This window comes from Saccharospirillum alexandrii (assembly GCF_043641555.1).
Classification (GTDB): domain Bacteria; phylum Pseudomonadota; class Gammaproteobacteria; order Pseudomonadales; family Natronospirillaceae; genus Saccharospirillum; species Saccharospirillum alexandrii_A.
Genome location: NZ_JBHZRJ010000006.1, coordinates 253,984 through 277,101, shown reverse-complemented (window position 1 = coordinate 277,101; position 23,118 = coordinate 253,984). Strand labels below are relative to the sequence as shown.

General features: G+C 58.9%; 20 protein-coding genes. 11 read left to right on the top strand and 9 right to left on the bottom strand.

The genetic code is table 11. The features are described 5' to 3' along the window. Positions 1-248 precede the first annotated feature (248 nt). A complete protein-coding gene (locus tag ACHUE7_RS20220; protein ID WP_394171665.1) occupies positions 249-887 on the top strand; it encodes a lysophospholipid acyltransferase family protein in 639 nt (212 codons plus the stop codon). 77 nt (positions 888-964) lie between these two features. Then, positions 965-1,171 (top strand): YjfB family protein, encoded by a 207-nt coding sequence (locus ACHUE7_RS20215; RefSeq protein WP_394171664.1) that lies wholly within the window; start codon positions 965-967, stop codon positions 1,169-1,171. Between the two features lie 45 nt (positions 1,172-1,216). On the opposite strand, the gene ACHUE7_RS20210 is transcribed toward ACHUE7_RS20215, so the two are convergent. Next, a complete protein-coding gene (locus tag ACHUE7_RS20210; RefSeq protein ID WP_394171705.1) occupies positions 1,217-2,005 on the bottom strand; it encodes a CLCA_X family protein in 789 nt (262 codons plus the stop codon). A gap of 147 nt (positions 2,006-2,152) precedes the next feature. Here ACHUE7_RS20210 and ACHUE7_RS20205 point away from each other — a divergent pair, with 147 nt between their 5' ends. From ACHUE7_RS20205 to ACHUE7_RS20190, 4 genes are read left to right on the top strand one after another with little or no spacing between them, the layout of a single operon-like run. Beyond that, the gene (locus ACHUE7_RS20205; RefSeq protein ID WP_394171663.1) at positions 2,153-2,776 is read left to right on the top strand and encodes an anthranilate synthase component II; all 624 of its coding nucleotides are present in this window, start codon (positions 2,153-2,155) and stop codon (positions 2,774-2,776) included. A 55-nt stretch (positions 2,777-2,831) separates the two neighbouring features. Then, entirely contained in the window at positions 2,832-3,869 is a 1,038-nt protein-coding gene (gene trpD / locus ACHUE7_RS20200; protein ID WP_394171662.1) for an anthranilate phosphoribosyltransferase, read from the top strand. Then, a complete protein-coding gene (gene trpC / locus ACHUE7_RS20195) occupies positions 3,866-4,675 on the top strand; it encodes an indole-3-glycerol phosphate synthase TrpC (protein WP_394171704.1) in 810 nt (269 codons plus the stop codon). Before trpD ends, trpC begins: the two co-directional genes overlap by 4 nt. Next, entirely contained in the window at positions 4,675-4,854 is a 180-nt protein-coding gene (locus tag ACHUE7_RS20190) for a hypothetical protein (RefSeq protein WP_127559723.1), read from the top strand. The genes trpC and ACHUE7_RS20190 overlap by 1 nt, the downstream gene beginning before the upstream one ends. Before the next feature lie 271 nt (positions 4,855-5,125). On the opposite strand, the gene ACHUE7_RS20185 is transcribed toward ACHUE7_RS20190, so the two are convergent. The 5 genes from ACHUE7_RS20185 to ACHUE7_RS20165 all read right to left on the bottom strand — a co-directional run bounded on the left by ACHUE7_RS20185 (position 5,126) and on the right by ACHUE7_RS20165 (position 12,095). Further along, positions 5,126-6,856: a DEAD/DEAH box helicase gene (locus tag ACHUE7_RS20185; RefSeq protein ID WP_394171661.1), complete on the bottom strand. Its 1,731-nt coding sequence runs from the start codon at positions 6,854-6,856 to the stop codon at positions 5,126-5,128. A 222-nt stretch (positions 6,857-7,078) separates the two neighbouring features. Further along, complete coding sequence (locus ACHUE7_RS20180; RefSeq protein WP_394171660.1) at positions 7,079-7,534, bottom strand: DUF4826 family protein; 456 nt, start codon at positions 7,532-7,534, stop codon at positions 7,079-7,081. 76 nt (positions 7,535-7,610) lie between these two features. Beyond that, positions 7,611-9,005, bottom strand: a complete 1,395-nt coding sequence (locus tag ACHUE7_RS20175; RefSeq protein ID WP_394171659.1) for an aminoacyl-tRNA deacylase and HDOD domain-containing protein — start codon at positions 9,003-9,005, stop codon at positions 7,611-7,613. Between the two features lie 107 nt (positions 9,006-9,112). Then, positions 9,113-11,182 carry an ATP-dependent DNA helicase RecG gene (gene recG, locus ACHUE7_RS20170; RefSeq protein WP_394171658.1) on the bottom strand — a complete coding sequence of 690 codons (2,070 nt, stop codon included), beginning with the start codon at positions 11,180-11,182 and terminating at the stop codon, positions 9,113-9,115. Continuing rightward, entirely contained in the window at positions 11,172-12,095 is a 924-nt protein-coding gene (locus ACHUE7_RS20165; protein ID WP_348477643.1) for a hydrogen peroxide-inducible genes activator, read from the bottom strand. Before ACHUE7_RS20165 ends, recG begins: the two co-directional genes overlap by 11 nt. A 138-nt stretch (positions 12,096-12,233) precedes the next feature. On the opposite strand from ACHUE7_RS20165, the gene ACHUE7_RS20160 reads away from it, so the two are divergent. Beyond that, the gene (locus ACHUE7_RS20160) at positions 12,234-13,046 is read left to right on the top strand and encodes a Rossmann-fold NAD(P)-binding domain-containing protein (protein ID WP_394171657.1); all 813 of its coding nucleotides are present in this window, start codon (positions 12,234-12,236) and stop codon (positions 13,044-13,046) included. On the opposite strand, the gene ACHUE7_RS20155 is transcribed toward ACHUE7_RS20160, so the two are convergent. From ACHUE7_RS20155 to ACHUE7_RS20145, 3 genes are all read right to left on the bottom strand, one after another. Continuing rightward, positions 12,970-14,826, bottom strand: a complete 1,857-nt coding sequence (locus ACHUE7_RS20155) for a sensor domain-containing diguanylate cyclase (RefSeq protein WP_394171656.1) — start codon at positions 14,824-14,826, stop codon at positions 12,970-12,972. The genes ACHUE7_RS20160 and ACHUE7_RS20155 overlap by 77 nt on opposite strands. Positions 14,827-14,989: 163 nt before the next feature. Then, a complete protein-coding gene (ppnN, locus tag ACHUE7_RS20150; RefSeq protein ID WP_394171655.1) occupies positions 14,990-16,369 on the bottom strand; it encodes a nucleotide 5'-monophosphate nucleosidase PpnN in 1,380 nt (459 codons plus the stop codon). Between the two features lie 143 nt (positions 16,370-16,512). Further along, positions 16,513-17,445 (bottom strand): homoserine kinase, encoded by a 933-nt coding sequence (locus ACHUE7_RS20145; protein WP_394171654.1) that lies wholly within the window; start codon positions 17,443-17,445, stop codon positions 16,513-16,515. A 332-nt stretch (positions 17,446-17,777) separates the two neighbouring features. Here ACHUE7_RS20145 and polA point away from each other — a divergent pair, with 332 nt between their 5' ends. The 4 genes from polA to ACHUE7_RS20125 all read left to right on the top strand — a co-directional run bounded on the left by polA (position 17,778) and on the right by ACHUE7_RS20125 (position 23,067). After that, complete coding sequence (gene polA / locus ACHUE7_RS20140) at positions 17,778-20,606, top strand: DNA polymerase I (RefSeq protein ID WP_394171653.1); 2,829 nt, start codon at positions 17,778-17,780, stop codon at positions 20,604-20,606. Between the two features lie 85 nt (positions 20,607-20,691). After that, on the top strand, positions 20,692-21,423 hold the full coding sequence (locus ACHUE7_RS20135) for a 5-oxoprolinase subunit PxpA (RefSeq protein ID WP_394171652.1): 732 nt from the start codon (positions 20,692-20,694) through the stop codon (positions 21,421-21,423). Beyond that, positions 21,423-22,118 carry a 5-oxoprolinase subunit PxpB gene (gene pxpB / locus ACHUE7_RS20130; protein ID WP_394171651.1) on the top strand — a complete coding sequence of 232 codons (696 nt, stop codon included), beginning with the start codon at positions 21,423-21,425 and terminating at the stop codon, positions 22,116-22,118. The genes ACHUE7_RS20135 and pxpB overlap by 1 nt, the downstream gene beginning before the upstream one ends. Continuing rightward, a complete protein-coding gene (locus ACHUE7_RS20125) occupies positions 22,111-23,067 on the top strand; it encodes a 5-oxoprolinase subunit C family protein (protein WP_394171650.1) in 957 nt (318 codons plus the stop codon). Before pxpB ends, ACHUE7_RS20125 begins: the two co-directional genes overlap by 8 nt. Positions 23,068-23,118: the final 51 nt, after the last annotated feature.

The following is a 23,118-nucleotide window of genomic DNA, read 5'->3' as shown; positions in this document are numbered from 1 at the left end:
CAACCCGACGACTTTACAGCCTGTCTGCCGGGAGCCAGCACCGGTCTGAGCCATGTCAGTCAATATCAGGGGATGCGGATAAGTCATGGCTTCCTTACCGCCTTACTACTCACACTAGTTATAGCAGTGGTCAGTCATTGCCATAAGTTTGTTTTAACGACCGATGCAATAGCTTTTGTATATCGGCTGTGTGTCAGTGCCCGGTATGGGTTAACATCGGGCCTGATGTAGAAAAACTCAGGATCACTATGCACAACAATAAGAAAAAAACGGCCGTGGCAGCGGGTGGCTCGCCGCTGCGCCGGCTGGCCATTGGTTTGTTGCGACTGGCGGGCTGGTATGTGGAACCTTTTCCGGACCTTCCCAAGGCCATTGTCGTAGGCGGGCCACATACCTCGAACTGGGATGGCGTATTGGGCATTACCGCTGGCATCGCGCTGGCGCTGCACGCCCGGTTTATGATCAAGAATTCCCTGTTCAGGTGGCCCTTTGGCTGGATGCTGAAGAAGCTGGGCGGTATTCCGGTCGACCGCTCCAAAGCCGGCGGTGTGGTGGGGCAGACCGTGGTCGAATTGAGCCGCCATGACCGCATCATCATTGTGATGACGCCGGAGGGTACCCGCAGCAACGCCGATACATGGAAAACCGGGTTTCACCATATCGCCCGCCAGGCGGGTGTTCCCATTGTGCTGGCAACGGCCGATTACCGGAGAAAGCAGGTAACCTTTCCGCTGATTCTCGAACCCGGCGAAGACCTCGAAGCCGATATGCAACGCATCTACGAATGCTTTGCCGATGTCACGCCGCGGCATCCGGAGAAACTGTCTCGTCCGGTGAAAGTACTGTTCGATCAAAAGCAGGCGGGTGCTCATTCGGGGAAGCACTGAAACAAAGTGTAAACGACCCTTAAGTCCTGAAGGATCTGGCCGATGCAGTAGGCTCACACTCAATCGATGAGCCGCAGATGAATCTTGGATCCATCAGTTCGGTGGCTGCCTATTCCACGGCCCAGGCCACCAACGAAGCCAAAGGTGAGGCCGGTCTGAAAGTCCTGAAACAGGCGACGGACCTGCAGGCGGATCTTGCCCTGCAGTTGATACAAAGCATTAGCCCCGGGCAGGCGGCCGACCCCATTGGCAATCTCGGCCAGAACGTCAGCGTTCGGGTCTGAGCCCAACCACAGAAGCCGCCGCAATGGCGGCTTTTTTTATCGCCTTTATTGACCGGCCGGGCTCCCTTGCCGGGCCAGTGCATTACCCAACGCCTGAAAATACCGGTTAAACGCCTCATTAATACGCGCTCTTTGCGCCTCTTGCGGATAGAGGCCTTGTTTGGCCTCGGGCGATTCCCGGGTGCCTTTCACCAGAAAGTGATTCTTAAGGGGGGCATCCTGGACAAAGGCCTCAAAAGACCGGGCTGCCAGTTCCTCCGGCAGGCTGTAATACAGGCCGCCCTGGCTGCGGTCGGCCTCGACCGAGCGCTTGAACAGCTCGCTAGTGCCGGTCCCCGCTTCGTTCAGCAGAATGGCCTGGAAGCATTCGAACAGACGCTGGTTCAGCGGGTGCCCGATGGCCGGGCTGTCGGCAAGCCACGCCGACGAGGCGAAACGACCGGCCGTGGCCGTTTTGAAGGCCTTGTCCGCAAGGTAGTGATCGAGGGCGTGAAACCACTCATGAGCAATGCTGCCCGGCCCGGCGTTTTTGGCCAGCGCCAGGGTACGTGAGGCCGGTTCATAGTGGGCGGCTACGCCCGGCTGGCCACCGCGGCCGTAGGTGAGCGACAGGGTGCCGCGCAACGACAGCAGGTCGGCCGTGCCGTGCAGAATGGTCTGCAAGTCGGCAAGCGCGTCGTAGAAGTGATTGGCGGTGCTGGCCTGCTCGGCTTTGGTGACCCAGCGGCCAATGGTGACGGTGCGCAACCCGAAACGGCGTTTGACGTCACCAAAGCCGACCTCGCGATCCCCCCGATGGTTGGGGCCATTGCGGTAGAAGTCGCGGTCGAGCAGTCGCTGGGTGGGCGTGCGCTGAATGGGGTGTCTCCTGCGTGCCGGGTTGGGTAGTAAGGTTAACAGACATGCATTTTAACGGGTGTTGATTCAAACTGTCGCCCTGCTGTTGAAACAACAAGGTAATGAACAATGCCCCGAGTGGTCATGATCGATAATCACGACTCCTTCACCTATAACCTGGTGCACTACCTGCAAGAGCTCGGCGCCGATGTCGTTGTGGTGCAGAGCGATGCCACCACACTGGATGATCTGGACGCCCTGACACCGGATGCCCTGATGATTTCACCGGGGCCCTGTACGCCCAACGAAGCCGGCATTTCAATGGCGGCGGTGCAGCATTTCGCCGGCAAAACGCCGGTGTTGGGGGTGTGCCTCGGTCATCAGTGCATTGGCCAGGTCTTTGGCGCTGCGGTCGTTCGGGCCGGGCGGGTGATGCATGGCAAGACGTCGCTGGTGCACCACACCGGGCGAGGGGTCTTTACCGGCCTTGAAAATCCCTTTCAGGTCACCCGCTACCATTCGCTGGTGATCGACCAGGCCACTCTGCCGGAATGCCTGGAAGTCACCGCCTGGACGGAAACCCCGGATGGCGCCGTCGAGGAAATCATGAGCGTTCGGCACCGTTCGCTGGCGGTGGAAGGGGTGCAGTTTCACCCGGAATCGATTCTGACTCACCATGGCCATGCGCTGCTGGCGCGGTTTCTGGAGGTTCCCCTGCCTGCGGCGCTATCGGCCGCTCCGGGGCCTGATCAGCCTGCCGCAATCTGATATAGTGTTGCAAAACTTAACCGACCCCCTTCTACCCTGACCCGCAGGAGCGAGCATGGATATCAAGTACGCCTTGAAGCGCATTTCCGAACACGGCCACTTCAGCCAGGAGGACATGCAATTGGTCATGCGCCAGATCATGACCGGAGAATGCACCGACGCCCAGATCGGTGCCTTCCTGATGGGCCTGCGCATGAAGGGGGAAACCATCGAGGAAATCACCGGCGCGGCCATGGTGATGCGTGAACTGGCCGCCAGCGTGAATGTGAACGTTGATAACCTGGTTGATACCTGCGGCACCGGCGGCGATGGTCAGGATTTGTTCAACGTTTCAACCGCCGCCGCCTTTGTGGTGGCCGCTGCCGGTGGCCGGGTTGCCAAACACGGTAACCGGGGCGTGTCGTCCAATTCCGGCAGTGCCGATTTACTCGAAGCGGCGGGCATCAACATCAACCTGACGCCGGATCAAACCGCCCGGGCGGTTGAATCGGTCGGCGTTGGTTTCATGTTTGCACCCGGCCACCACAGCGCCATGAAGTACGCCATTGGCCCGCGCAAGGAACTGGGTATGCGTACCATTTTCAACATCATCGGCCCGCTGACCAACCCGGCCGGTGTGAAGCGCCAGGTCATCGGGGTGTTCACTGAAAACCTCTGTGAACCCCTGGCGCATGTGATGAAACGCCTGGGCAGTGAACACGTGATGGTCGTGCACTCTAAAGACGGGCTCGATGAATTCAGCATCGGCGGCAGCAACTTTGTGGCTGAACTGAAAGACGGTGAAGTACGCAGTTACAAAGTGCGCCCGGAAGACGTCGGCCTGGCGACTCAGGGGTTGTCTGGTCTGGCGGTGCAGAATTCCCAGCAGAGTTTCGAACTGATCAAAAACGCCCTGACCGGTGCAACCGATGAAGTTTCCGCCCGGGCCGCCGACATTATTGCGTTGAATGCCGGCGCAGCGATTTACGTATCGGGCGTGGCCAGTGATCTGGAACAGGGTATTGCCATGGCGCAGGATGCCATCTCGACCGGTCTGGCATTTGAGAAAATGAAAGAACTGGCGGCGTTCTCCGACGCCCTGACCGGAGCCTGACCGTGACCGATACGCCGACCATTCTGAAAAAAATCAACGATCGCAAACGCGAAGAAATCGCTGAGCGCTCGCGGCGCGTTAGCGCGCTGGATCTTGAGCGCGAATTCGACCGACACCCGGCGCCGAGAGGCTTTGCCCGGGCGCTGAACGCTAAAATTGAAGCGGGCAAGGCCGCGGTCATCGCCGAAATCAAAAAGGCATCGCCCAGCAAAAGTATCTTGCGCGACCCCTTTGTGCCGGTCGAGATTGCGCAGAGTTATGAGCGCGCCGGTGCGGCCTGTTTGTCGGTGCTCACCGATCGTGATTTCTTTCAGGGCCATGAAGACTACCTGGTAGCCGTGCGCGACGGCTGCGCGTTGCCGGTGATCCGCAAAGACTTTCTGATCGACCCCTATCAGATCACCGAAGCCAGAGCGCTGGGCGCCGACTGCGTGCTGTTGATTGTCTCTTCACTTGAAGTCGCGCAGTTGGCCGACTTGCACGACCAGGCCCGCGAACTCGGCATGGATGTGCTGGTTGAAGTGCACGATGCCGCTGAAATGGACATGGCGTTACGCCTCGATACCCCACTGATAGGCATCAACAACCGGAATCTGCATACGTTTGAGGTCACCCTGGACACCACGCTGGCGCTGAAAGACGCCGTCGATGAAGGGCGCACCCTGATCACCGAAAGCGGCATTCTGACACCGGCCGACGTTGAATTAATGCGCAATAACCGCATCAATGCCTTTCTGGTCGGCGAAGCGTTTATGCGCGCCGACGATCCCGGTACACGAATGAATGAATTGTTTGGAGATCTCTGATGCCACCTATTGTGACGATTCTGGTTGTACTGGCACTGGTGATGTTGGTGGTGATTAAAATCACCTCGGCCAAGGGCTCGGAAGTCAGTGAAGAACAGGCGGCGAAGTATTCGAAGTGGATTCGGATTCTAGTGCCGCTGGTGCTGATTGGGGCGGCGATTAAGTATTTTATAGGGTGAAGAGAGCTGAGAGTTTTGAGCTGCGAGCCGCGAGTTTTTAGTAAAGCAAGTCAGAGTTTGCAACCAATTTAGTGTCAGGTGCCGGGTGTACCTTTCTGGGGTAGTCTGAAGCATGGATGCTTCAGTCTAGGCCCCACGGATGGGTTTACGCCGACCCCAGAAAGGTACACCCGGTGCCTGACACGGATACTTGCCACCCAAGCAAAGCCAAACTCCGAAATAAAAAAAGCGACCCTAGGGTCGCTTTTTTTATGAGCGCGAAGCGCAGGTACTAGTCAACTTTGCGGGGTTTGCGCGGCTTGCGGTCGCCAGCGGGCTTGCGCCGTGCCGGTGCGCCGGCCGGGCTGTCTTCCCAGGCACGCAGGGCCATGGGGCGGCCTTTGACGCGGGTCTTTTTCAGCTGTTCCAGAATTTCCTTGGGCATGCCGGTGGGCAGGTCGACCAGGGTGTACTGTTCCTGAATGCTGATGTTGTTGATGAAGCGGCCTTCGATGCCGGCTTCATTGGCAATGGCGCCAACAATGTGGCCCGGCTCAACGCCGTCTTTACGGCCTACATCGAGACGGTATTTCTGGGCGTCGTAATCCAGCGGGCGGTCACGCTTGGCACCACGTTCCGGACGGGGTTTGCCATCGCGGCCCGGGCGGTCATCACGGTCGCGAGTCGGACGCGGCTTCGGATCTTCCGGAATCTGCAGCGGCTTGTCTTCCTGTGCCATCATTGCCAGCGCAGCAGCCAGATCGCGCGCATCGACCGGGGTTTCCGTGTTCTCGACCCAGCCATCGATCATGGCGCGGAAAAAGGTCAAATCGGCGCTTTCAATGCGCTCCAGCACATCGGCCTTGAACTGGCCGGCGCGGTGGTCGCTCAACTGGGCAGCGCTTGGCAGCGGGTAAGGCTTCAGTTGCTGCTTGGTCACGCGTTCGATATCGCGCAGCAAGCGACGCTCGCGCGGCTTGACGAACATGATCGCCTTGCCACTGCGACCGGCACGGCCGGTACGGCCGATGCGGTGGGTGTAGGTCTGTACATCGCCGGGAATGTCCCAGTTGATGACGTGGCTGATGCGTTCAACGTCGAGGCCACGGGCGGCCACGTCGGTAGCAATCACCAGGTCGAGCTTACCGCTCTTGAACTGGTTGATGATGTCTTCACGCTGCTTCTGGGCAACGTCGCCACTCAGCGCGGTACAGGCGTGGCCACGGGCGGCCAGCTTGTCGGCCAGAAACTGGCTTTCAACCTTGGTGCGCACGAACAGAATCGCCGCGTTCCACTCTTCCACTTCCAGAATTCGGGTCAGGGCTTCGAGCTTGTCGATGCCGCCGACGTGCCAGACGAACTGCTCGATCTTCTCAAGGGCTGCCTGGCTGGCCTGAATTTCAATGCGTATCGGGTCTTTCAGGTACTGCTGGGTCAGGCGTTTGACCTGCTGAATCATGGTGGCTGAGAACAGGGCAACCTGCTTGTCGGCCGGGGTGTGTTCCAGAATCCAGTCGATGTCTTCAACGAAGCCCATGCGCAGCATTTCGTCGGCTTCGTCGAGCACCAGGTGCTTGAGGTTGGTCAGGTCGAGCGAATTGCGACGCAAGTGGTCCATGACCCGGCCCGGCGTACCGACGATGACCTGAGGGTTCTGTTTCAGGCCGCGCAGCTGGTTGCGCATGTCCGCACCGCCGTAAATCGGCAGAACGTTAAAGCCGGCAGAGCCTTTGGCATACGACTGGAACGCCTCGGCCACCTGAATGGCCAGTTCGCGGGTCGGACACAGCACCAGGGTTTGGGGCGCCTGGACTTTGCTGTCCATGATGCTCAGCAGCGGCAAAGCAAAGGCGGCGGTCTTACCGGTGCCGGTCTGGGCCAGGCCCAGTACGTCTTTACCCGCCACGATGGCAGGAATGGCCTGCTGTTGAATCGGCGTCGGGGTTTCGTAGCCAAGCTTGGTCAGGTTTTCAAGTACATTGGGCGCCAGGCCCAGTTGATCAAAACGGGGGGTATCAGTCATTCAGAACACATCCTCGAGGGGTCGCACCACGCGTACCCGGGCTTCATGAAGGAGCCGCTTTCGAGTCGTACCGGTAAACCGGCGTATTCCCAGACAAGGCAGGAATCGGTCAAATAGGCTCCCTTCAGGCCGAACGATATCGTTCAGCTTATGGTAAAAACGGGGCGCGGAGTATACACAATGGCGGATAGGTTGTCTGCCCCTTAATCGAGCGGGCGCGGTTCAATCCCAGAGGGACGCTTCGTCTACCCAGCGCTGCAACCGCAGCGCCCGGTCTTCGATCAGCCGGCCGACCTTGGGTCGGTCGGCTATTTGCTCAATTCTGAAATCACCGTAGTCATCACCTTGCTTTAACCGTTGCGCGGCATACAGCCACTTGCTGGAAAAATAGCGCAGAATTTCCCGTGGGTGATCGACCAGGTTGTTGATGCCGACGATGTCGCAGGGGTGGTCACCCGCCAGCCCGTACCAGCCATCGAAACCGGGTGTTCCCAGGCTGCTGACGCGCCAGATCGACACAAAGGGCACCTTGGCCCAATAGGGGTCCGGGTCGATGGGGCCAATAACAATGCTCCGGCTTTCAAAAAAGCCCAACAGATCGCGCTTGCGTTCACGCAGCCACAACCCCCGGTTAAAGCGGTTACGGTAGTCGGGCAGGGAAGGGGCGGGCTTGGGCATCGACAGGCTCAAATACAAGGTTGAGTCAGAGGATACCCATTGAACGCAGTTTCCAGCCTGGCGTCAATGACGCCCGCTAGTTTTCCAGCCCGCTGATAATGCCTTCGATCTGATCCCGGGAGGCCACGAGGGTTTCCATGATGTCGTCCACCTCATCCGGATTGATGTGCAGGTGCTGGTAGACAGAGGGATCCAGCGGCTGGTTTTCGCCGGGCAGTAAACCGTATCGTTGGAGCAGGTTGTTGGCCAGATAGACCATCTGGGCGTGATCGGAGCCGGTGCCCAGGTAGTCGGGTTCGGCCTGGTAGCGTATGCCCAGGCAGACTTCGCTCGGCATTTGCCAGCTTTTCATCAGGTAGGCGGCAATCTGGTCGCCGGAGATGCCGAGCAGGTGTTGTTCGACAAACTGGTGAGGCAGGTGGCGGTTGGCTTCCCGCATCCGGCAGACGGCTGAGAAATGCGGCCGGAAGGCGTGCGACAGCACCAGGTAGCCAAAGTTGTGCAGCAGACCGGTGAGGTACACGAGGCCGAAGCCGGGCCTGAATTCGCGTGGAATCAACGACAACAGGGCGCCACTGGCGGCGGCGACGTAAACGGCTTTGGTCCAGAAGGGCGCAAAGCCTTCGGCGTTGTCGCTGGGCAGATCGAGTGTTTTGCCGAGCGCAAGGCCGAGCGACAGGTTCATCACCAGGTCGTAACCCAGCACCCGGACAATCGCATCCTGAACCGACTTTATTGACCCCGGCGCGGCGTAATAGGACGAACTGGCCCAACTGACGACCTGGGCGGCGAGGCTCGGGTCATTTTCAACAATGCGGCTGAGTTTGCTGATGTCGGCATCCGGGTCGACGCGCAATTTAATAATGGCCTGGGCTGTCGCAGGCAGCGGTGGAATCTCCAGTGTCTCTTCGATGCGCTGGCGTATGCGCAGGGCGGTGAAGCTGTTCAGCGAGCGGTGTATGAGCTCGCGATCCTGTTCGAACAAATCGATGCCCTGGTCCGGGCGGATGCTGGGCAGGGGTTCGCATAAATCGGCTACGCGGGTGGTGTCTTTGTGTTTTAGCAACTGGGCATTGGCCAGGCGAATGAGTCCGTTACGGCTGCCGCTGTAAACGAACACTTCCTCAAGCTGATACAGGCGCTCATCGATCAGGGTTTCCGCTTCCATTAAATCATCAAAGGCAGGTAGCGTACTGACTGAGAGTTTCAGCTTGATCTTGTTGATTTCCGGCAGGGCCAGGGGTTGCAGCTGCCGCCCAGTCAGGCGTTTGACCTTCTCCAGATCGAGCAGGGTGTCTGAGCAAAAGAAAATCTGAACCAGGCCGAAGGTGTCCCTCAATAGCGCCACTTCAGCGCGGATGCCACTATGTCCGTCTGCGTCTATCTCATGAGCGATACTGTGTTTGCGCAAATGCTGTTTGACCAGAAAAGGGAGGTCTTTGTTGTGGGGCTCGGCCATGGGACTCGCCATTGAGTATGAATCCTTCAATTTGGTTTCTGGAGTTTAGATCATTATTCGTAATGGGGTGCCATTCCGGGTCAATAACGGTGAGGGCATCACTGTAAAAGCGACGTGCGTCACACTTGGGCATACCGGTCTGCGTTAAACAACCATCGCTCAACCAGAGGTGAGATGTGGCTTGGGTATTCTGTCTGTAACCGGTGGGCGAGCTCTGGCACCACAGTCAGCCAGTTGCGATCACGCTCCAGGTCGGCGACGCGAAATGCCATGGCCCCGGTCTGGCGTGTGCCCAGCACTTCACCCGGGCCGCGTAATTTCAAATCTTCTTCGGCAATCACGAACCCATCGCTGGTTGAGCGCATAACGTCCAGACGTTGCTTGCCCTGTTCCGATAGCGGGCTGCCAAACATCAGCAGGCAGTGACTGTCTATGGTGCCACGCCCGACCCGGCCACGCAGCTGATGCAGTTGCGCCAACCCCAGCCGTTCCGGATTCTCAATGATCATCACCGAGGCATTGGGCACATCGACGCCCACTTCGATGACAGTGGTGGCCACCAGAATGTCCAGTTGACGGTCTTTGAAGGAGGCCATTAGCCGGGTCTTGTCGGCCGGTTTCATACGGCCGTGCAACAGCCCGACGCGCCTTGCCGGTAAGCAGCGTTGCAGCACATCGGCGGTTTCTTCGGCGGCCTCGGCCTGGAGTTCTTCCGATTCCTCAATCAGCGTACACACCCAGTAGACCTGCCGGCCGGACTCGCAGGCTGCGTCGACCCGGCGAATCACCGCATCCCGCCGCTCCTGGCTGATCACCGTGGTGGTAACGGGGGTGCGCCCGGGTGGGAGTTCGTCGATGATGGAAACATCCAGGTCGGCGTAGGCGGTCATCGCCAGGGTGCGTGGAATGGGCGTGGCGGTCATGGTGAGCTGATGCGGCAGGCCATCGCGGGCTTTTTCTTTTAACGCCAGGCGCTGATGCACGCCAAAGCGGTGTTGTTCGTCAATGATCACCAGCCCCAGGCGATGGTATTCGACCCCCGCCTGAAACAGGGCGTGGGTGCCGATCATCAACTGGGTGGTGCCGTCGGCCAGTTCAGCCAGTATGGCTTCACGCTGGCGTTTGCCCTGTTTGCCTAGCAGCAGTGAACAGCGCACGCCGAGCGGCTCGGCCCATTGCTGCAGGGTGCGAAAATGCTGCTCGGCAAGCAGTTCGGTCGGTGCCATCAGCGCGACCTGAAACCCGGCCTCGATCGCTTGCAGTGCAGCGACCATAGCGACCAGCGTTTTACCGGAGCCGACATCACCCTGCACCAGTCGCAGCATGGGCAGGCTAAGCCCCATGTCTTTCTGGATCTCGCCGGCAACCCGTTGCTGGGCGCCGGTCAGTTGAAAGGGTAGCTGGCGCAACAGGCCGGTAACCAGCGTATTACTGGGCGGTATGGCCGGTGCACCGTTGGCCTGGGTTTTCTGACGAATCAGCATCAGGCTCAGGTGGTGTGCCAGCAGTTCTTCAAGCGCCAGCCGCTGTTGCGCCGGATGCAGGCCATCCAGCAGGGCCTGGGTATCACTGCTGGAGTGGGGGTGGTGCAAGGTGAGCAGCGCGTCGGTCAGCGATGGCAAACCCCAACCGGCCAGCCAGTCGGGCGGTACCCATTCGGCCAGGCCACCCTGGCGCTTCAGCGCCGTGATGGCCTGTTCGACCAGAGTGCGCAGCCGGTTCTGGTTCAGGCCTTCGCTGCTGGGGTACAGCGGGGTCAGGGTGTTGTCGAGGGGTGGGAACTGGTCGTCATCGCGCGCGACGTATTCCGGGTGCATCATCTCCAGCCCGGTCGAGCCCATGCGCACTTCACCGTAGAGGCGCAGGTGGGTGCCTTCGCTCAACCGCATTTGCTGCGCCTTGGTGAAATGAAACAGGCGCATGCTGATCAGCCCGGTGCCGTCCGACAACCGGCAGATCAGGCTGCGGCGGCGGCCAAACAACACCTGGGAGCCGCGCACCTGGCCCTGAACCACCACGGCCATGCCCAGCTGCAACTTGCCAATGGGGGTGATTCGGGTCCGGTCCTGGTATTTGTAGGGCAGATGAAACAGCAAATCGCCGATGCTGTTAAGCCCGATCGACTGGCACTTTTCAGCCAGCTTCGGGCCAACCCCGGTTAACCGGCTGATCGGATCTTCAAGCTGCATTGGAGCCAATGTTGCACTGACGCACGCAGGTTTCCAGCAGATCGATTGCTTTGGGCCGCGGGAAGCTGGCACGCCAGGCCAGGGCGACCGTGCGCCGGGGCACGTGGTTGGCAAAGGGGCGCACCGACACCAGTTCGTCGTTGTACAAACGCGAACCCGTCGCCGATTGCGGCAAAATGGTAATGCCCAGGTTAGACGCGACCATATGCCGCAGCGTTTCCAGTGAACTGCCATCGGCCATGGTGCGGATGCGGCCTTTCGGGTCGCGCGAGGCCGAAGCGATGTTCGGGCAGGCCGTGAAAATTGTATCGCGGAAGCAGTGGCCTTCACCGAGCAACAGCAAGGGCTCCTGAATCAGCTCCTCGGCCGGGATGCTCTTGCGTTTGGTCAGCGGGTGGCCACTGGGCAGCAGGATCTCGAAGTCTTCATCAAACATCGGCTTGGTCAGTACGTCCGGCTCGTTGAACGGCAGGGCGATGATGATGGCATCGAGCAGGCCATCGCGCAGCCGATGGCGCAGGTTGGAGGTGAAGTTTTCTTCAATCTCCAGGGGCATTTCCGGCGCGAGCTGGCGCAATTGGGGAATGATGTGTGGCAGCAAGTAGGGCCCGACGGTATAAATAACGCCGAGCTTCAGCGGGCTCGACAGCTGGTTCTTGCCAGCATGCGCCAGATCTTCGATCTTGTGGCTCTCTTCCAGTACACGCTGGGCCTGTTCAACGATGCGCTGCCCGACCGGAGTGACCTGAACGCCAGATTTGCCGCGTTCGAAAATAGCGACGCCGAGCCGGTCTTCCAGTTTCTTGATCGCGACACTGAGCGTGGGCTGGGCTACGAAGCAGCGTTCCGCCGCCTTGCCAAAATGACGTTCCTGGGCCAGTGCGACGATGTAGCGCAATTCTGTAAGCGTCATGAGGGCGTATCCTGATGGGTGCAAAGAAGAGGAGTGCAAATCAACAACGCGGGCACCTGAATGTGGCCCCGGGTATGGTTGGCTACCTATTTGCTATAAGCTATCGAAAACTCATTTTCGATACAAGAGGGTAATGATATGCCAGGTCGGTTCTTGCTTGCCGGGGTGGGAGATTTGAATCGCCGGGTCGCCCGGCGCCTGCTGGACGCTGGTGCAACCGTGACCGGGTTACGCCGTTCGGCAGCGGACCCGGCGTTGGGGTTCGAGCAACGCAGCGTTGATTTGGCCATAGAGCCCTGGCCGGATGTCGGTGCCGAGGTGGTGATCATCGCCCTGTCGGCAGCGCAGCGGGATGCCGAGGGCTACCGCCGTGGCTACGTGCAGCCGGTGCAGCAGCTCGGGCGGAGTTTGCAGCACTGGCGCACGCCGCCGGAGCGGGTCATCGTGGTCGGGTCTTCCCGGGTGTACGGTGCCAACGACGGCCGTGAACTGACGGAAGACAGCCCGATTCACCCCAGTGACTGGGGCGGTGATTGTCTGGCCGAAATGGAAGCGGCGGTCGACCGGCTGCCGGTTGAAACAGCGGTCGCCAGACTGAGTGGCATTTATGGGCCGGATCGCGACTGGTTGCGGCGTATGGCCCTGAACGCCGACACCACGCCACCGCAGACCAACCACTGGACCAACCGGATTCACATCGAAGACGCGGCCGCTGCTCTGGTGCATCTTGCGTTTACATCGACGCTGAGCAGCCGCTATCTGGTGACGGATCGCCAGTCAGCACCGCTCTATGAGGTGCTGAACTACCTGCGCGAACAACAGGGGTACCCAACACTGCGCAGCGTGCCCGAGGTGGCCGGCGGAAAGCGGCTGCTCAGTGATCGTTTGGCCGCGACGGGCTTCGAGTGGCAGTACCCGACGTATCGGTCCGGAGGCTACGGGACGCTGTAGGCGAACCCAGCCACCGGTCGGCGACAACCTTATTCCGGCCCGACTCCTTGGCCTGGTACAGCGCCTGGTCGGCCCGACGGAAGGCGCCGGAGATGCTGCCCGTCGGCCCAACATCGGCCCAACCGATGCTGATCGTTATGTACTTGCCTTGCAGTTCCGGAATCTCAAGAGCGGCGATGGTCTGGCGCAAGCGTTGCAAGCGTTGTTCAAAGTCTGTTTCGCGCTCTCCGTAGCTGATCATTGAAAACTCCTCGCCACCGACCCGGCCCGCGAGCCTTGCCTCGATGGGGGTGTCCATGCATTCGGCTCTGAGCAGGCAGGCCAGCTGGTTCAGCACCACATCGCCGACATCGTGGCCCAGGGTGTCGTTTACGGTCTTGAAGTAGTCCAGATCCATGATGGCGACTCGCAACGGCTTGCCGGTTTCGATGCTGAGACGCTTGGCGATGTCACCGAAGTCATCCAGGTGGCGTCTATTGGGCAGGCCGGTTAACGGGTCGGTCAGAGCCAACTGGTTCAGCCGGCGGTTGCTCTCGGTCAGTTCTGCCGTACGTCTATCTACCTCTCGTTTCAGCTCTGCCGCCTGCTCGGTTTTAAAGCGCAGTGTCTCCTGTTCCAGACGCTGGCGCTTCAGAATGGATTCGCGCAGATAGAGGGTAATGATGGTCGCGAACAACAAGGTACTGAGCACGACCCCCAGCAACACCAGCGATATCAGGCGCTGGGAATAGGGTATCCAGCCAAAGGCACTGCCAGCCAGCAACAACAGAGCCATGATCATCGGTGACCAGGCGATGGAAAAGCGCAATGCCCGGCGCGAGCCGTGACGCAGTTCGACTATGAGCATCAGCGTCAGAATGAGCACGGCACCCAGACTCCAGACGACGGGCCAGGCCATCAGCAACGGTCGGTTCGAAACGATCAGAAACACCAGCCCCAGGCCGACCAGCCCACCCAGTGCCCAGTTCATTGACTGGCTCAGCCACGCCGGCTGATGCCGATTGCCAATCATCTGAGGCGCCATCCAGGCAAAAAAGCCAACCATGGCATAGAGCGAGACGGCAGCCATAGGTGCGCTTAGGGCTGGCCACTGGGGCCAGAAAAAGCGCTGTGCATAGCCGAACAGCAGGCTCAGGCAGAGCGTCAGGAACAGGGCGAACAGGCTGAACGCCAGATAGGCTCTAACTCGGGTGGCGGTGTAAAACAACAGAGTGAAGAGGGTCAGCGCGAGCATCATCCCGAAGAACAGCATGTCTCTGAAGCCGGAAACCTGGGTTTTGGCCATCAGGGCTTCGGGTTGCCAGAGCGTCAGGGGCAGGCTGATCAGGGTTCCGGTGCCTTCGCCTTCAATGGTCTTGATTTCTCCGGGGGCAAAGTTCACGACAAAGCCGTAGCCATTCAAGGCCAGTGGCCGTTTGCTGAATGGCAGTGACTCGCCGACCTGGAAGCGGGTGTCGTCATAACTCAATGTCAGGGTGTTGAGGATGGGGTCGTCGACATAGAGCCAGAGTGTTTGCGGGTCTGAGGTGGTGTTTTGCACTGCCAGTTTGAATTGGAGCAGGGTGCCTGTTGCCTGGTAACCGCTCAGCGGCAAGGTGTTTATCGGTTCGAAAGCGGGCCTGGTATCGGCAGCGGTGCGGGTGGTGACCAGGCGGGCCGACAAGCCCCCGGTCAGGTCCAACCGGGGTTCGCCAGCCCATTGAACCGGCGGTAGCTCAGTCGCAGAGGCCAGGCAGGCCAGCACCAGGCCCACTGCCAGAAGCCACCGCTGAGTACGCATCAGACGGCCTCCGGCAGATTGCTGGAATGGTTTGCTGTGACTGTCTGGCTCACCACGTTGCTCAGGTCCTTATCCTGCTCGCGGGGTTTCTGTACAGCCTAGTCGTTTTTTTTCGTGGGTGTTTTAGGGATTACCCAACCTGACCCCTCCTGGGGTCAGGACCTCAGGCTGTTTGTTTTTTCCCGATGACGTAGCAGGGAATGTACTCAGTGCCCGGCAATTTCATCCGGTGTTGCTTGACGAAGGCTTCGAGCAGGTTGTCGAGCGGCTCCAGGATGTCCTGGTCACCGTTGATTTCATAGGGGCCGTGCTGCTCGATCAGGCGAATGCCCTGCTCTTTGACGTTACCGGCCACAATGCCGCTGAAGGCCCGGCGCAGGTTGGCTGCCAGCAGGTGAACCGGCATGTCTTTGCGCAATTCCAGCTTGGCCATGTTGGCGTGGGTGGGCTCAAACGGGCGCTGGTATTCGTGATCGATGTGCATCTGCCAGTTGAAATGGTAAGCGTCGGCCTTGGTGCGGCGGAAGACGCGCACCTGCTCAATGCCCAGCACCATTTCCCGCGCTGCCTGAGCATGGTCGCCGATGATGATTTTGTAGCGCTGCTGAGCGGCATACCCCAGGGTGCGGGCGATGAACTCGTGCAACTGCTGAAAGTAGGGCTCCGCCGATTTCGGGCCGGTCAGAATCAGCGGGAAAGGCAGGTCTGCGTTTGACGGATGCAGCAGAATGCCAAGCAGATACAGCAACTCTTCTGCCGTACCGGCGCCGCCGGGGAAGATCAGAATGCCGTGGCCGACCCGCACAAAGGCTTCTAGGCGCTTTTCAATGTCGGGCAGAATCACCAGCTCATTGACGATAGGGTTGGGGGCTTCGGCGGCAATAATGCCCGGCTCGGTCAGGCCCAGATAGCGACCCTGGCGAATGCGCTGCTTGGCATGGGCGATGGCAGCGCCTTTCATCGGCCCCTTCATCACGCCCGGCCCGCAGCCGGTGCAGATATCCATGCCACGCAGCCCCAGTTCGTGGCCAACTTCCTTTGTGTATTCGTACTCTTCGTGGCCAATGGAATGACCGCCCCAGCAAACCACCATACGCGGCTCTTCACCGGCATGCAGCGACTGGGCATTGCGCAGCAGGTGGAAGACGTAGTCGCTGATGCCATCGCTGGACTCAAAATCAACCCGTTTGCTCTCCAGTTCGCTGGCGGTGTAGACAATATCGCGCAGTGCCGAAAACAGCATTTCCCGGGTTGAGGCAATCATTTCGCCGTCGACAAAGGCATCGGCCGGGGCATGGCGCAGGTTCAGGCGTATGCCTCTGTCCTGTTGCACGATCTCGATCTGGAAATCCGGATAGGTTTCGAGGATGGTTTTCGCGTTGTCGCTGGTCGAGCCCGTATTCAGAATGGCCAGGGCGCAGCGGCGGAACAGCTCATAGAGGCCATTCTCACCGGCCGACTTCAGTTTTTGCACTTCCCGCTGAGACAGCACTTCCAGGCTGCCTTTGGGGGTGACGGAGGCATTTACGGTACTTCGTTTCATTCACAGGTCCTATCGGGGTTTACCCCCGGTTCATTAATGGCCGGGCCTTCCAGGGCGTCGGCGATACACACGCAGCCGCCGGTAAACCGACGCTGCGGCGCTGTGGATTCTGCGTTCCGGTTCGTCCGGAACAGTATAGTGGGTTACAGCCCGGTCAGCGGGTTCTGGAGCAAGTGGCTGACGATGCGTTTCATCTGGTGCGGGTCTTTCTGGGTGACATTACCCGTGCCTGTGTGGGCACGCAGCGCCAGCTCCCTGCTTAACCAGAAGCGGGTGGCGGCTTGTATCGTAAGGTCTGGTATGGCTGCACGCTCTTCGGGTTTCAAGGGGCGGGTCTGTTCGTAATGGCTGACAAAGTTTGCCACCTGGGCGGGATCGGGTAGGCCCTGGCTGTTCAAGCACCAGTCGATCAGGCAGGTGGCGATATCCAGTGCGTAGAGGTCGATACCGGCGAAGTACCAGTCGATGATGCCCGCCAGGCCGTCTTCATCAAACAGCGCATTGTCGTGAAACAGGTCGGCATGGATGACGCCCTGAGGCAGGCCCCGGTCAAGGGTTTCAAGCCGACCCATGGCGCTCTCCAGCAGGGCCGAGTCGTCTTCGCCAAGCTCTGGGCCGAGGCCTTGCTGCTGCGCCCGAATCCAGCTAATGCCATGGCTGTGTGCGCGATTGCCGGAAAACAGGCCGGTACTCTGGTGTATTTTACCCAGGGCCCCCGCCACCGTCGCTGCATGCGCCAGACTGGGTTGCTGGTGCTGGCCCGCTACCCGCTCGAACAATACCGCCGGTTTGCCGTACAGCTGAACCATAAACTCACCTTCGGCGGTGCGAAACGGCTGCGGCACGGCACAGTGAGCGTCGTGCAGGTGCTCGCCCAGGGCCAGAAAGAAGGGCAGTTCCTCGGGCTGGTGCTTTTCAAACACGGTTAACACGAACTGGCCGAGATCGGTATCGACAAAGTAGTTGGTGTTCTCGGTGCCCGCACTGATGCCCTGATGGTCTGCATAGTGACCCAAGGTATAAGCGTCGAGCAGGGTTTCGATGTCTTCCCGGCTGAGTTCAGTAAATACAGACATACTGGCACTGCGTTGCGTTATGGAGGCGGGAGTATAAACCGACTGTACAGCCAAGCCCACCGTGAAAAAGATGAGTTGTCGCTGCCTTTTGGGCAGCAGAGGCTGGGTCAACTACGGGGGCACGAGTCCGTACCGGCTACCGGGTAGGCCTCTGCGGGGGCGGCGTAAACCCATCCGTGGGGCCTAGACCGCAGCATCCCTGCTGCGGACTACCCCGCAGAGGCCTACCCGGCAGCCGGTACTCGGCATGTGATTTACTCTCACTCACTGTGTTGTGAAGTTCCAAAATTCAGGTGGTAAGATGCAGCTAGAATTTTAAAGAAGAGACTTCCATGGTTACGAATCCCAGCGCGCCGATTGTCCTGGTGGACGGTTCCTCCTATCTGTTTCGGGCTTTTTTTGCGATCCAGAACCTCTCGACCAGTGACGGCACCCCGACCAATGCCATTCGTGGGGTGATCTCCATGGTGCGCAAGCTGGTCAGCGATTATCCGGACAGTCGCATCGCCGTGGTGTTCGACGCCAAGGGGCCGACCTTCCGCAACGACCTCTACGAAGACTACAAGGCCAACCGGCCGCCGATGCCGGATGAACTGCGGGTGCAGATCGACCCGATTCACACCATTATTCGGGCCATGGGCCTGCCGCTGCTCTGTGTGCCGGGCGTTGAAGCCGATGACGTCATTGGCACGCTGGCCTATCAGGCCACCCACAGCGGCTGTGAGTGCGTGGTCAGTACCGGCGACAAAGACATGGCGCAACTGGTCAGCGAGCATGTGACGCTGCTCGATACCATGAAGAACGAAAAGCTGGACGTCGCCGGCATGACCGAGAAATACGGTTTCGGGCCTGAGCTGATGATCGACTACCTCGCGCTGATGGGCGACAAGGTCGACAACATTCCCGGCGTGCCAGGCGTGGGTCCGAAAACCGCGCTTGGACTGATTCAGGGGCTGGGTGGGCTCGATGACATTTATGCCAACCTCGATAAAATCGCCACGCTCGATTTTCGCGGCGCCAAGACGATGTCGAAAAAGCTCGAAGAACATAAAGACCAGGCCTACCTGAGCTATGAACTGGCGACGATCAAGCTCGACTGCGAACTGGACGTCCGGCTGGAAGAGCTGGTGCCAACGGAGCCGGATAACGACGCGCTGCTCGCCCTGTTTCAGCAATATGAATTCAAGACCTGGGTGCGTGAATTAAGCGGTGAAGAAGCCCCGGCCCGTTCTGGTAAACCGTCGGAAAAGGCTTCTGCCTCTGCGCCGGGAAAAACCAAAGCCTCCAAGTCGGCTGCTGCAGGTACTGCGCCTGACGTTGAAGAGCCCGAAAGCCTCGACTATCAATTGCTGGATTCCAAAGACAAGCTGGCCGCTTTTTTAAAGCAGGCAGAAGATCACCAGACGCTGACCGTACTGCCGGTTCGGGAGCTGGGACACTATCACCAGTCGGCCCTGGTCGGGTTTGCCTTGGCGGTTAAGCCGGGCGTGGGCGGTTACGTGCCAATACTGGCGGAACAGGGCGATACGCTGAGCGAAGAAGACGTATTTGAATTGCTATCGCCGGTGCTCGCGACCTATGCGGTTCGTAAAAGCGGTTATGATTTTAAAGCCTTCTGGCATGTCCTGATGCCGCGCTCCATTGAGGCTGCAAATCTGGCACTCGATGTTCAACTGATGGCCTTTGTTTACGACAGTACGGTGCGTCGCAACAGTGACCTGAGCAATCACTTCTCGCCGATCTCGCTGGATAATCTGTTTCGCACCTACCTCGATAAACAGCCGAAAACCATTGAGGATTTCCTGGGCAAGTTTGGCAAGCGCCAGCTACCCCTGCAAAGTGCCGACCCGGCCGAGATTGGCCCCTGGTTTGCCGAGCGCGCGGATCTGACAGCGCGCCTGGCACACTGGCTGGATCTGGCCCTGGCCAGCCGGTCGATTACCGGTGTTTACGAACACATTGAAAAGCCGCTATCAAAAGTATTGGCCGAAGTGGAAAACAACGGCACTCTGCTCGATACCGCCTACATCCGGAAACTCAGTCACGATTTCAAAGAGCGGCTCGATGCACTGCAAACGCAGTGTCACGAACTGGTCGGCACCGAATTCAATCTGGACTCGCCCAAGCAACTGGGCGAAGTGCTGTTTACCAAAATGGCATTGCCGGTGGTGGCGAAAACCGCCAGTGGTGCACCCAGTACCAATGAAGAAGTATTGAGCGAGTTAGCCGCCCAGGGGTACGAACTGCCGCAGCTGATTTTGCAGTATCGCCATCTGCGTAAACTGGTGGGTACTTACACCGATCCACTGCCCGAGCTGGTAGAAAGCAACGGTCGTCTGCACACCAGCTACAATCAGACCGGTGCCCAGACCGGACGTCTGTCGTCGACCGATCCGAACCTGCAAAACATCCCGATTCGCTCCGATGAAGGTCGTTCAATTCGGCGCGGTTTTGTCGCCCCCAAAGGGTACAAAATTGTCGCGGCGGATTACTCGCAAATTGAACTGCGCATCATGACGCACCTGTCGCAAGATGCGAACCTGATTCAGGCATTCCGGGAAGGGCGAGACATTCACCGCGCCACGGCCGCTGAAATTATGGGGCTGGAAGAATCGGAGGTCACCTCCGAGCAACGCCGTTCGGCCAAGGCGATTAACTTCGGGCTGATCTATGGCATGTCGGCCTTTGGACTGGCCAAGCAACTGGGCATTAGCCGGGGCGATGCCAAGCTGTATGTCGATACTTATTTCGAACGCTACCCCGGCGTGCGCAAGTACATGGAGCAAACCCGGGCCGAAGCCGCCGAAACTGGTTACGTGGAAACCGTTTACGGTCGACGCCTCTATCTGCCGGACATCAACTCCAGCAAACAGATGCTCAAACGCGCCGCTGAACGCACCGCCATTAACGCGCCGATGCAAGGCACCGCAGCCGATATCATCAAGATGGCCATGGTCGATGTGGCCAACTGGCTGCATAAAAGTCGCTACAAGGCGAAAATGGTGATGCAGGTGCACGATGAACTGGTGTTTGAAGTGCCCGAGTCGGAACTGGATGCGGTGATCGATGGCGTGCGGGTGCGCATGCAGCATTGCGCCAGCCTGGATGTGCCGTTGATTGTTGATATTGGTATCGGGGATTCCTGGGAAGAGGCGCACTGACACGACGGTCGTAACGAATTGCGCAACTCAGGCCGGGCTAACACCTAATTAAAGGTGGCCGCTTTTCCAATTAAGAGGAGGCACCATGAAACTGAATTGTGATCTGGGTGAAAGCTTCGGTGTCTGGACCATGGGGATGGATGCCGAGGTAATGCCGCTAATTGATCTGGCCAATATTGCCTGCGGTTTTCATGCATCCGACCCGCTGATCATGGCCAATACCGTGAAGCTGGCTTGCGAACACCAGGTGCAGATCGGTGCTCACCCGGCCTACCCAGACCTGGTCGGCTTTGGGCGTCGCTCTATGGCCTGTTCACCGGATGAGCTGCATGCCTTGTTGCTTTACCAGGTCGGTGCACTAGACGGTCTGTGCCGAGCACAGGGGACGAAAGTCCGCTATATGAAACCACACGGTGCTTTGTATAACGACATGATGCGGGACCCGGCCATCCTCGAAACCGTATTGAAAGCCGGGCGGGACTGCGGCGATCTGCCGGTGATGATTGCGGCCAATGCGCAGCGGGCAGAGCATGAACAGTTGGCTGCGTCGCTGGGTGTCGACCTGATGTTTGAGGTCTTCGCTGATCGGGCTTATGACGACTCCGGCAATCTGGTGCCGCGTTCTGTTGCGGGCAGTGTTTTACATGACGCCGGGGCTATCGTGGCCCAGGCGGTCTCCTTTGCCCGGGATCGGGGCGTAACAACTCATACCGGACGTTGGCTTGATCTCGATGCCGATACGTTGTGCATTCATGGCGATAACGCAAGCTCATTGGCTGCGGCAAGGTCTGTACGTGAAGCCCTGAGTGCACTTTGATGCGTGTTCACGCTGTTTCTGAACAGGCCGTCCAGATTGAGTTCGGTCGCGACATTGACGAGGCGCTGATTCCGGTTATCGCCCGGGCTGTCGCGGCGATTCGCTCTGAATTGGGTTCGCTGGTTATTGACCTGATTCCTTCCTACACCACCTTGCTGTGCTTCTACGACTATAACCAGGTCGATAGCCAATGGATGGTGCGGGAAATTACCCGGATACTGAGCGCGATTGATGTTGGCGGAACGGATTCCATTGGTGGCCGCCTGGTTGAGATACCGGTCTGGTACGATCTGAGTGTCGGCTACGATCTTGACGCTCTGGCACAGCAAAAATCATTGTCGATTACTGAGATTATCGAGCTTCATTCAGCCCGCGAATACCAGGTATTTGCCATTGGCTTTAACCCGGGATTCGGGTTTCTTGGAGAATTGGACGAGCGTATTGCTACCCCGCGACACAGCACACCCCGGCGCCAGGTACCACAGGGGAGTGTTGGCATTGCAGATGCCCAAACAGCGGTGTATCCGATGGCATCGCCCGGTGGCTGGAACATCATCGGTCGCACACCCCGCGTGATGTTCGACCCTTCCGGACGAAGTGGCCAGGCAGCATTGTTGAGCGTTGGCGACCGGGTCCGTTTTATCCCGATCAGTCGCTCTGAATTTATTGAGCAAGGGGGGCAACCGGATGCCTGAGCTGGTCGTGCTTCATCCGGGATGGCAATCGACCATTCAGGATGCGGGTCGTTCCGGATATTTTCGCCAGGGGCTCTCTGAAGGGGGGGCGTTGGATGAGCACGCGTTTCGCTGGGCCAACAAGCTGCTGGACAATGAGCCAAATGCAGCCTGCATCGAAATACTGCTGGGCAAGTTTGAGGCGGAATTCACGGCCAATGCCGTGATTGCTGTTACCGGTGCTGATATGACGGTCACAATGAACGGTCAGGTGCTGAGTCACTGGAGCAGTCACTGCGTACAGCGGGGTGATGTCATACGGTTTGGTCAGGCCCGTTCAGGCTTGCGCACTTACCTTGGTATCGCGGGTGGTTGGCAAACACCTCGTCAGTTTGGCAGTCGCACAGTGGTGATGCGCGAAAATCTGGGCGGATTGGATGGCGGGCCCTTGAAACAGGGCGATCGGCTTGCCTTTAAGGCCGGGGGGGGTCCTGCACGGCGTGCGGTACCAGCGGAGCTGCGACCAGATTATCAAACGCCATTAACGGTTAAGGTGATGCCGGGCTATCAGTATGAACAGTTTGGTGTCATAGCCCGGCGCACCTTTGAAACCTCGGAATACATTGTCAGTAACGACATCAATCGTATGGGGTACAAGCTCAACGGCCCGGCTGTGGTAGCCGACACCCGAAAGCTGGCTTCGGAAGGCATTGCCTACGGTGCGATCCAGATACCGCCGGATGGCCAACCTATTGTCCTGCTTAAAGACCGGCAAACCATCGGCGGGTACCCCAAGATCGGATGTGTCGCGAGCCTTGACTGTGCCCGACTGAGTCAGCGCAGCCCGGGTAGCCCGATTCGTTTCGAGTTTACAGACGTTGACCGGATTCAGGCCGAACGCCGCCTGTTTGACCGATTTTTTAATCACAGCCACTGGGTTGATGATGAGCGTCAGATTGCCTGGCCCTGAGTGCGCTGACAATCGTTAGGGAACCCTGGCACTAAAGTATCGAAATCCGTG

Bases quoted from the DNA above. Each gene is read 5' to 3' on its own strand.
- ACHUE7_RS20145 (WP_394171654.1), bottom strand. From the start codon at position 17,445: ATGTCTGTATTTACTGAACTCAGCCGGGAAGACATCGAAACCCTGCTC.
- ACHUE7_RS20160 (WP_394171657.1), top strand. From the start codon at position 12,234: ATGCCAGGTCGGTTCTTGCTTGCCGGGGTGGGAGATTTGAATCGCCGG.
- pxpB (WP_394171651.1), top strand. From the start codon at position 21,423: ATGCGTGTTCACGCTGTTTCTGAACAGGCCGTCCAGATTGAGTTCGGT.
- recG (WP_394171658.1), bottom strand. From the start codon at position 11,182: ATGCAGCTTGAAGATCCGATCAGCCGGTTAACCGGGGTTGGCCCGAAG.
- ACHUE7_RS20215 (WP_394171664.1), top strand. From the start codon at position 965: ATGAATCTTGGATCCATCAGTTCGGTGGCTGCCTATTCCACGGCCCAG.
- ACHUE7_RS20135 (WP_394171652.1), top strand. From the start codon at position 20,692: ATGAAACTGAATTGTGATCTGGGTGAAAGCTTCGGTGTCTGGACCATG.
- ppnN (WP_394171655.1), bottom strand. From the start codon at position 16,369: ATGAAACGAAGTACCGTAAATGCCTCCGTCACCCCCAAAGGCAGCCTG.
- ACHUE7_RS20190 (WP_127559723.1), top strand. From the start codon at position 4,675: ATGCCACCTATTGTGACGATTCTGGTTGTACTGGCACTGGTGATGTTG.
- ACHUE7_RS20165 (WP_348477643.1), bottom strand. From the start codon at position 12,095: ATGACGCTTACAGAATTGCGCTACATCGTCGCACTGGCCCAGGAACGT.
- ACHUE7_RS20185 (WP_394171661.1), bottom strand. From the start codon at position 6,856: ATGACTGATACCCCCCGTTTTGATCAACTGGGCCTGGCGCCCAATGTA.
- ACHUE7_RS20155 (WP_394171656.1), bottom strand. From the start codon at position 14,826: ATGCGTACTCAGCGGTGGCTTCTGGCAGTGGGCCTGGTGCTGGCCTGC.
- trpD (WP_394171662.1), top strand. From the start codon at position 2,832: ATGGATATCAAGTACGCCTTGAAGCGCATTTCCGAACACGGCCACTTC.
- polA (WP_394171653.1), top strand. From the start codon at position 17,778: ATGGTTACGAATCCCAGCGCGCCGATTGTCCTGGTGGACGGTTCCTCC.
- ACHUE7_RS20205 (WP_394171663.1), top strand. From the start codon at position 2,153: ATGATCGATAATCACGACTCCTTCACCTATAACCTGGTGCACTACCTG.
- ACHUE7_RS20220 (WP_394171665.1), top strand. From the start codon at position 249: ATGCACAACAATAAGAAAAAAACGGCCGTGGCAGCGGGTGGCTCGCCG.
- ACHUE7_RS20180 (WP_394171660.1), bottom strand. From the start codon at position 7,534: ATGCCCAAGCCCGCCCCTTCCCTGCCCGACTACCGTAACCGCTTTAAC.
- ACHUE7_RS20175 (WP_394171659.1), bottom strand. From the start codon at position 9,005: ATGGCGAGTCCCATGGCCGAGCCCCACAACAAAGACCTCCCTTTTCTG.
- ACHUE7_RS20125 (WP_394171650.1), top strand. From the start codon at position 22,111: ATGCCTGAGCTGGTCGTGCTTCATCCGGGATGGCAATCGACCATTCAG.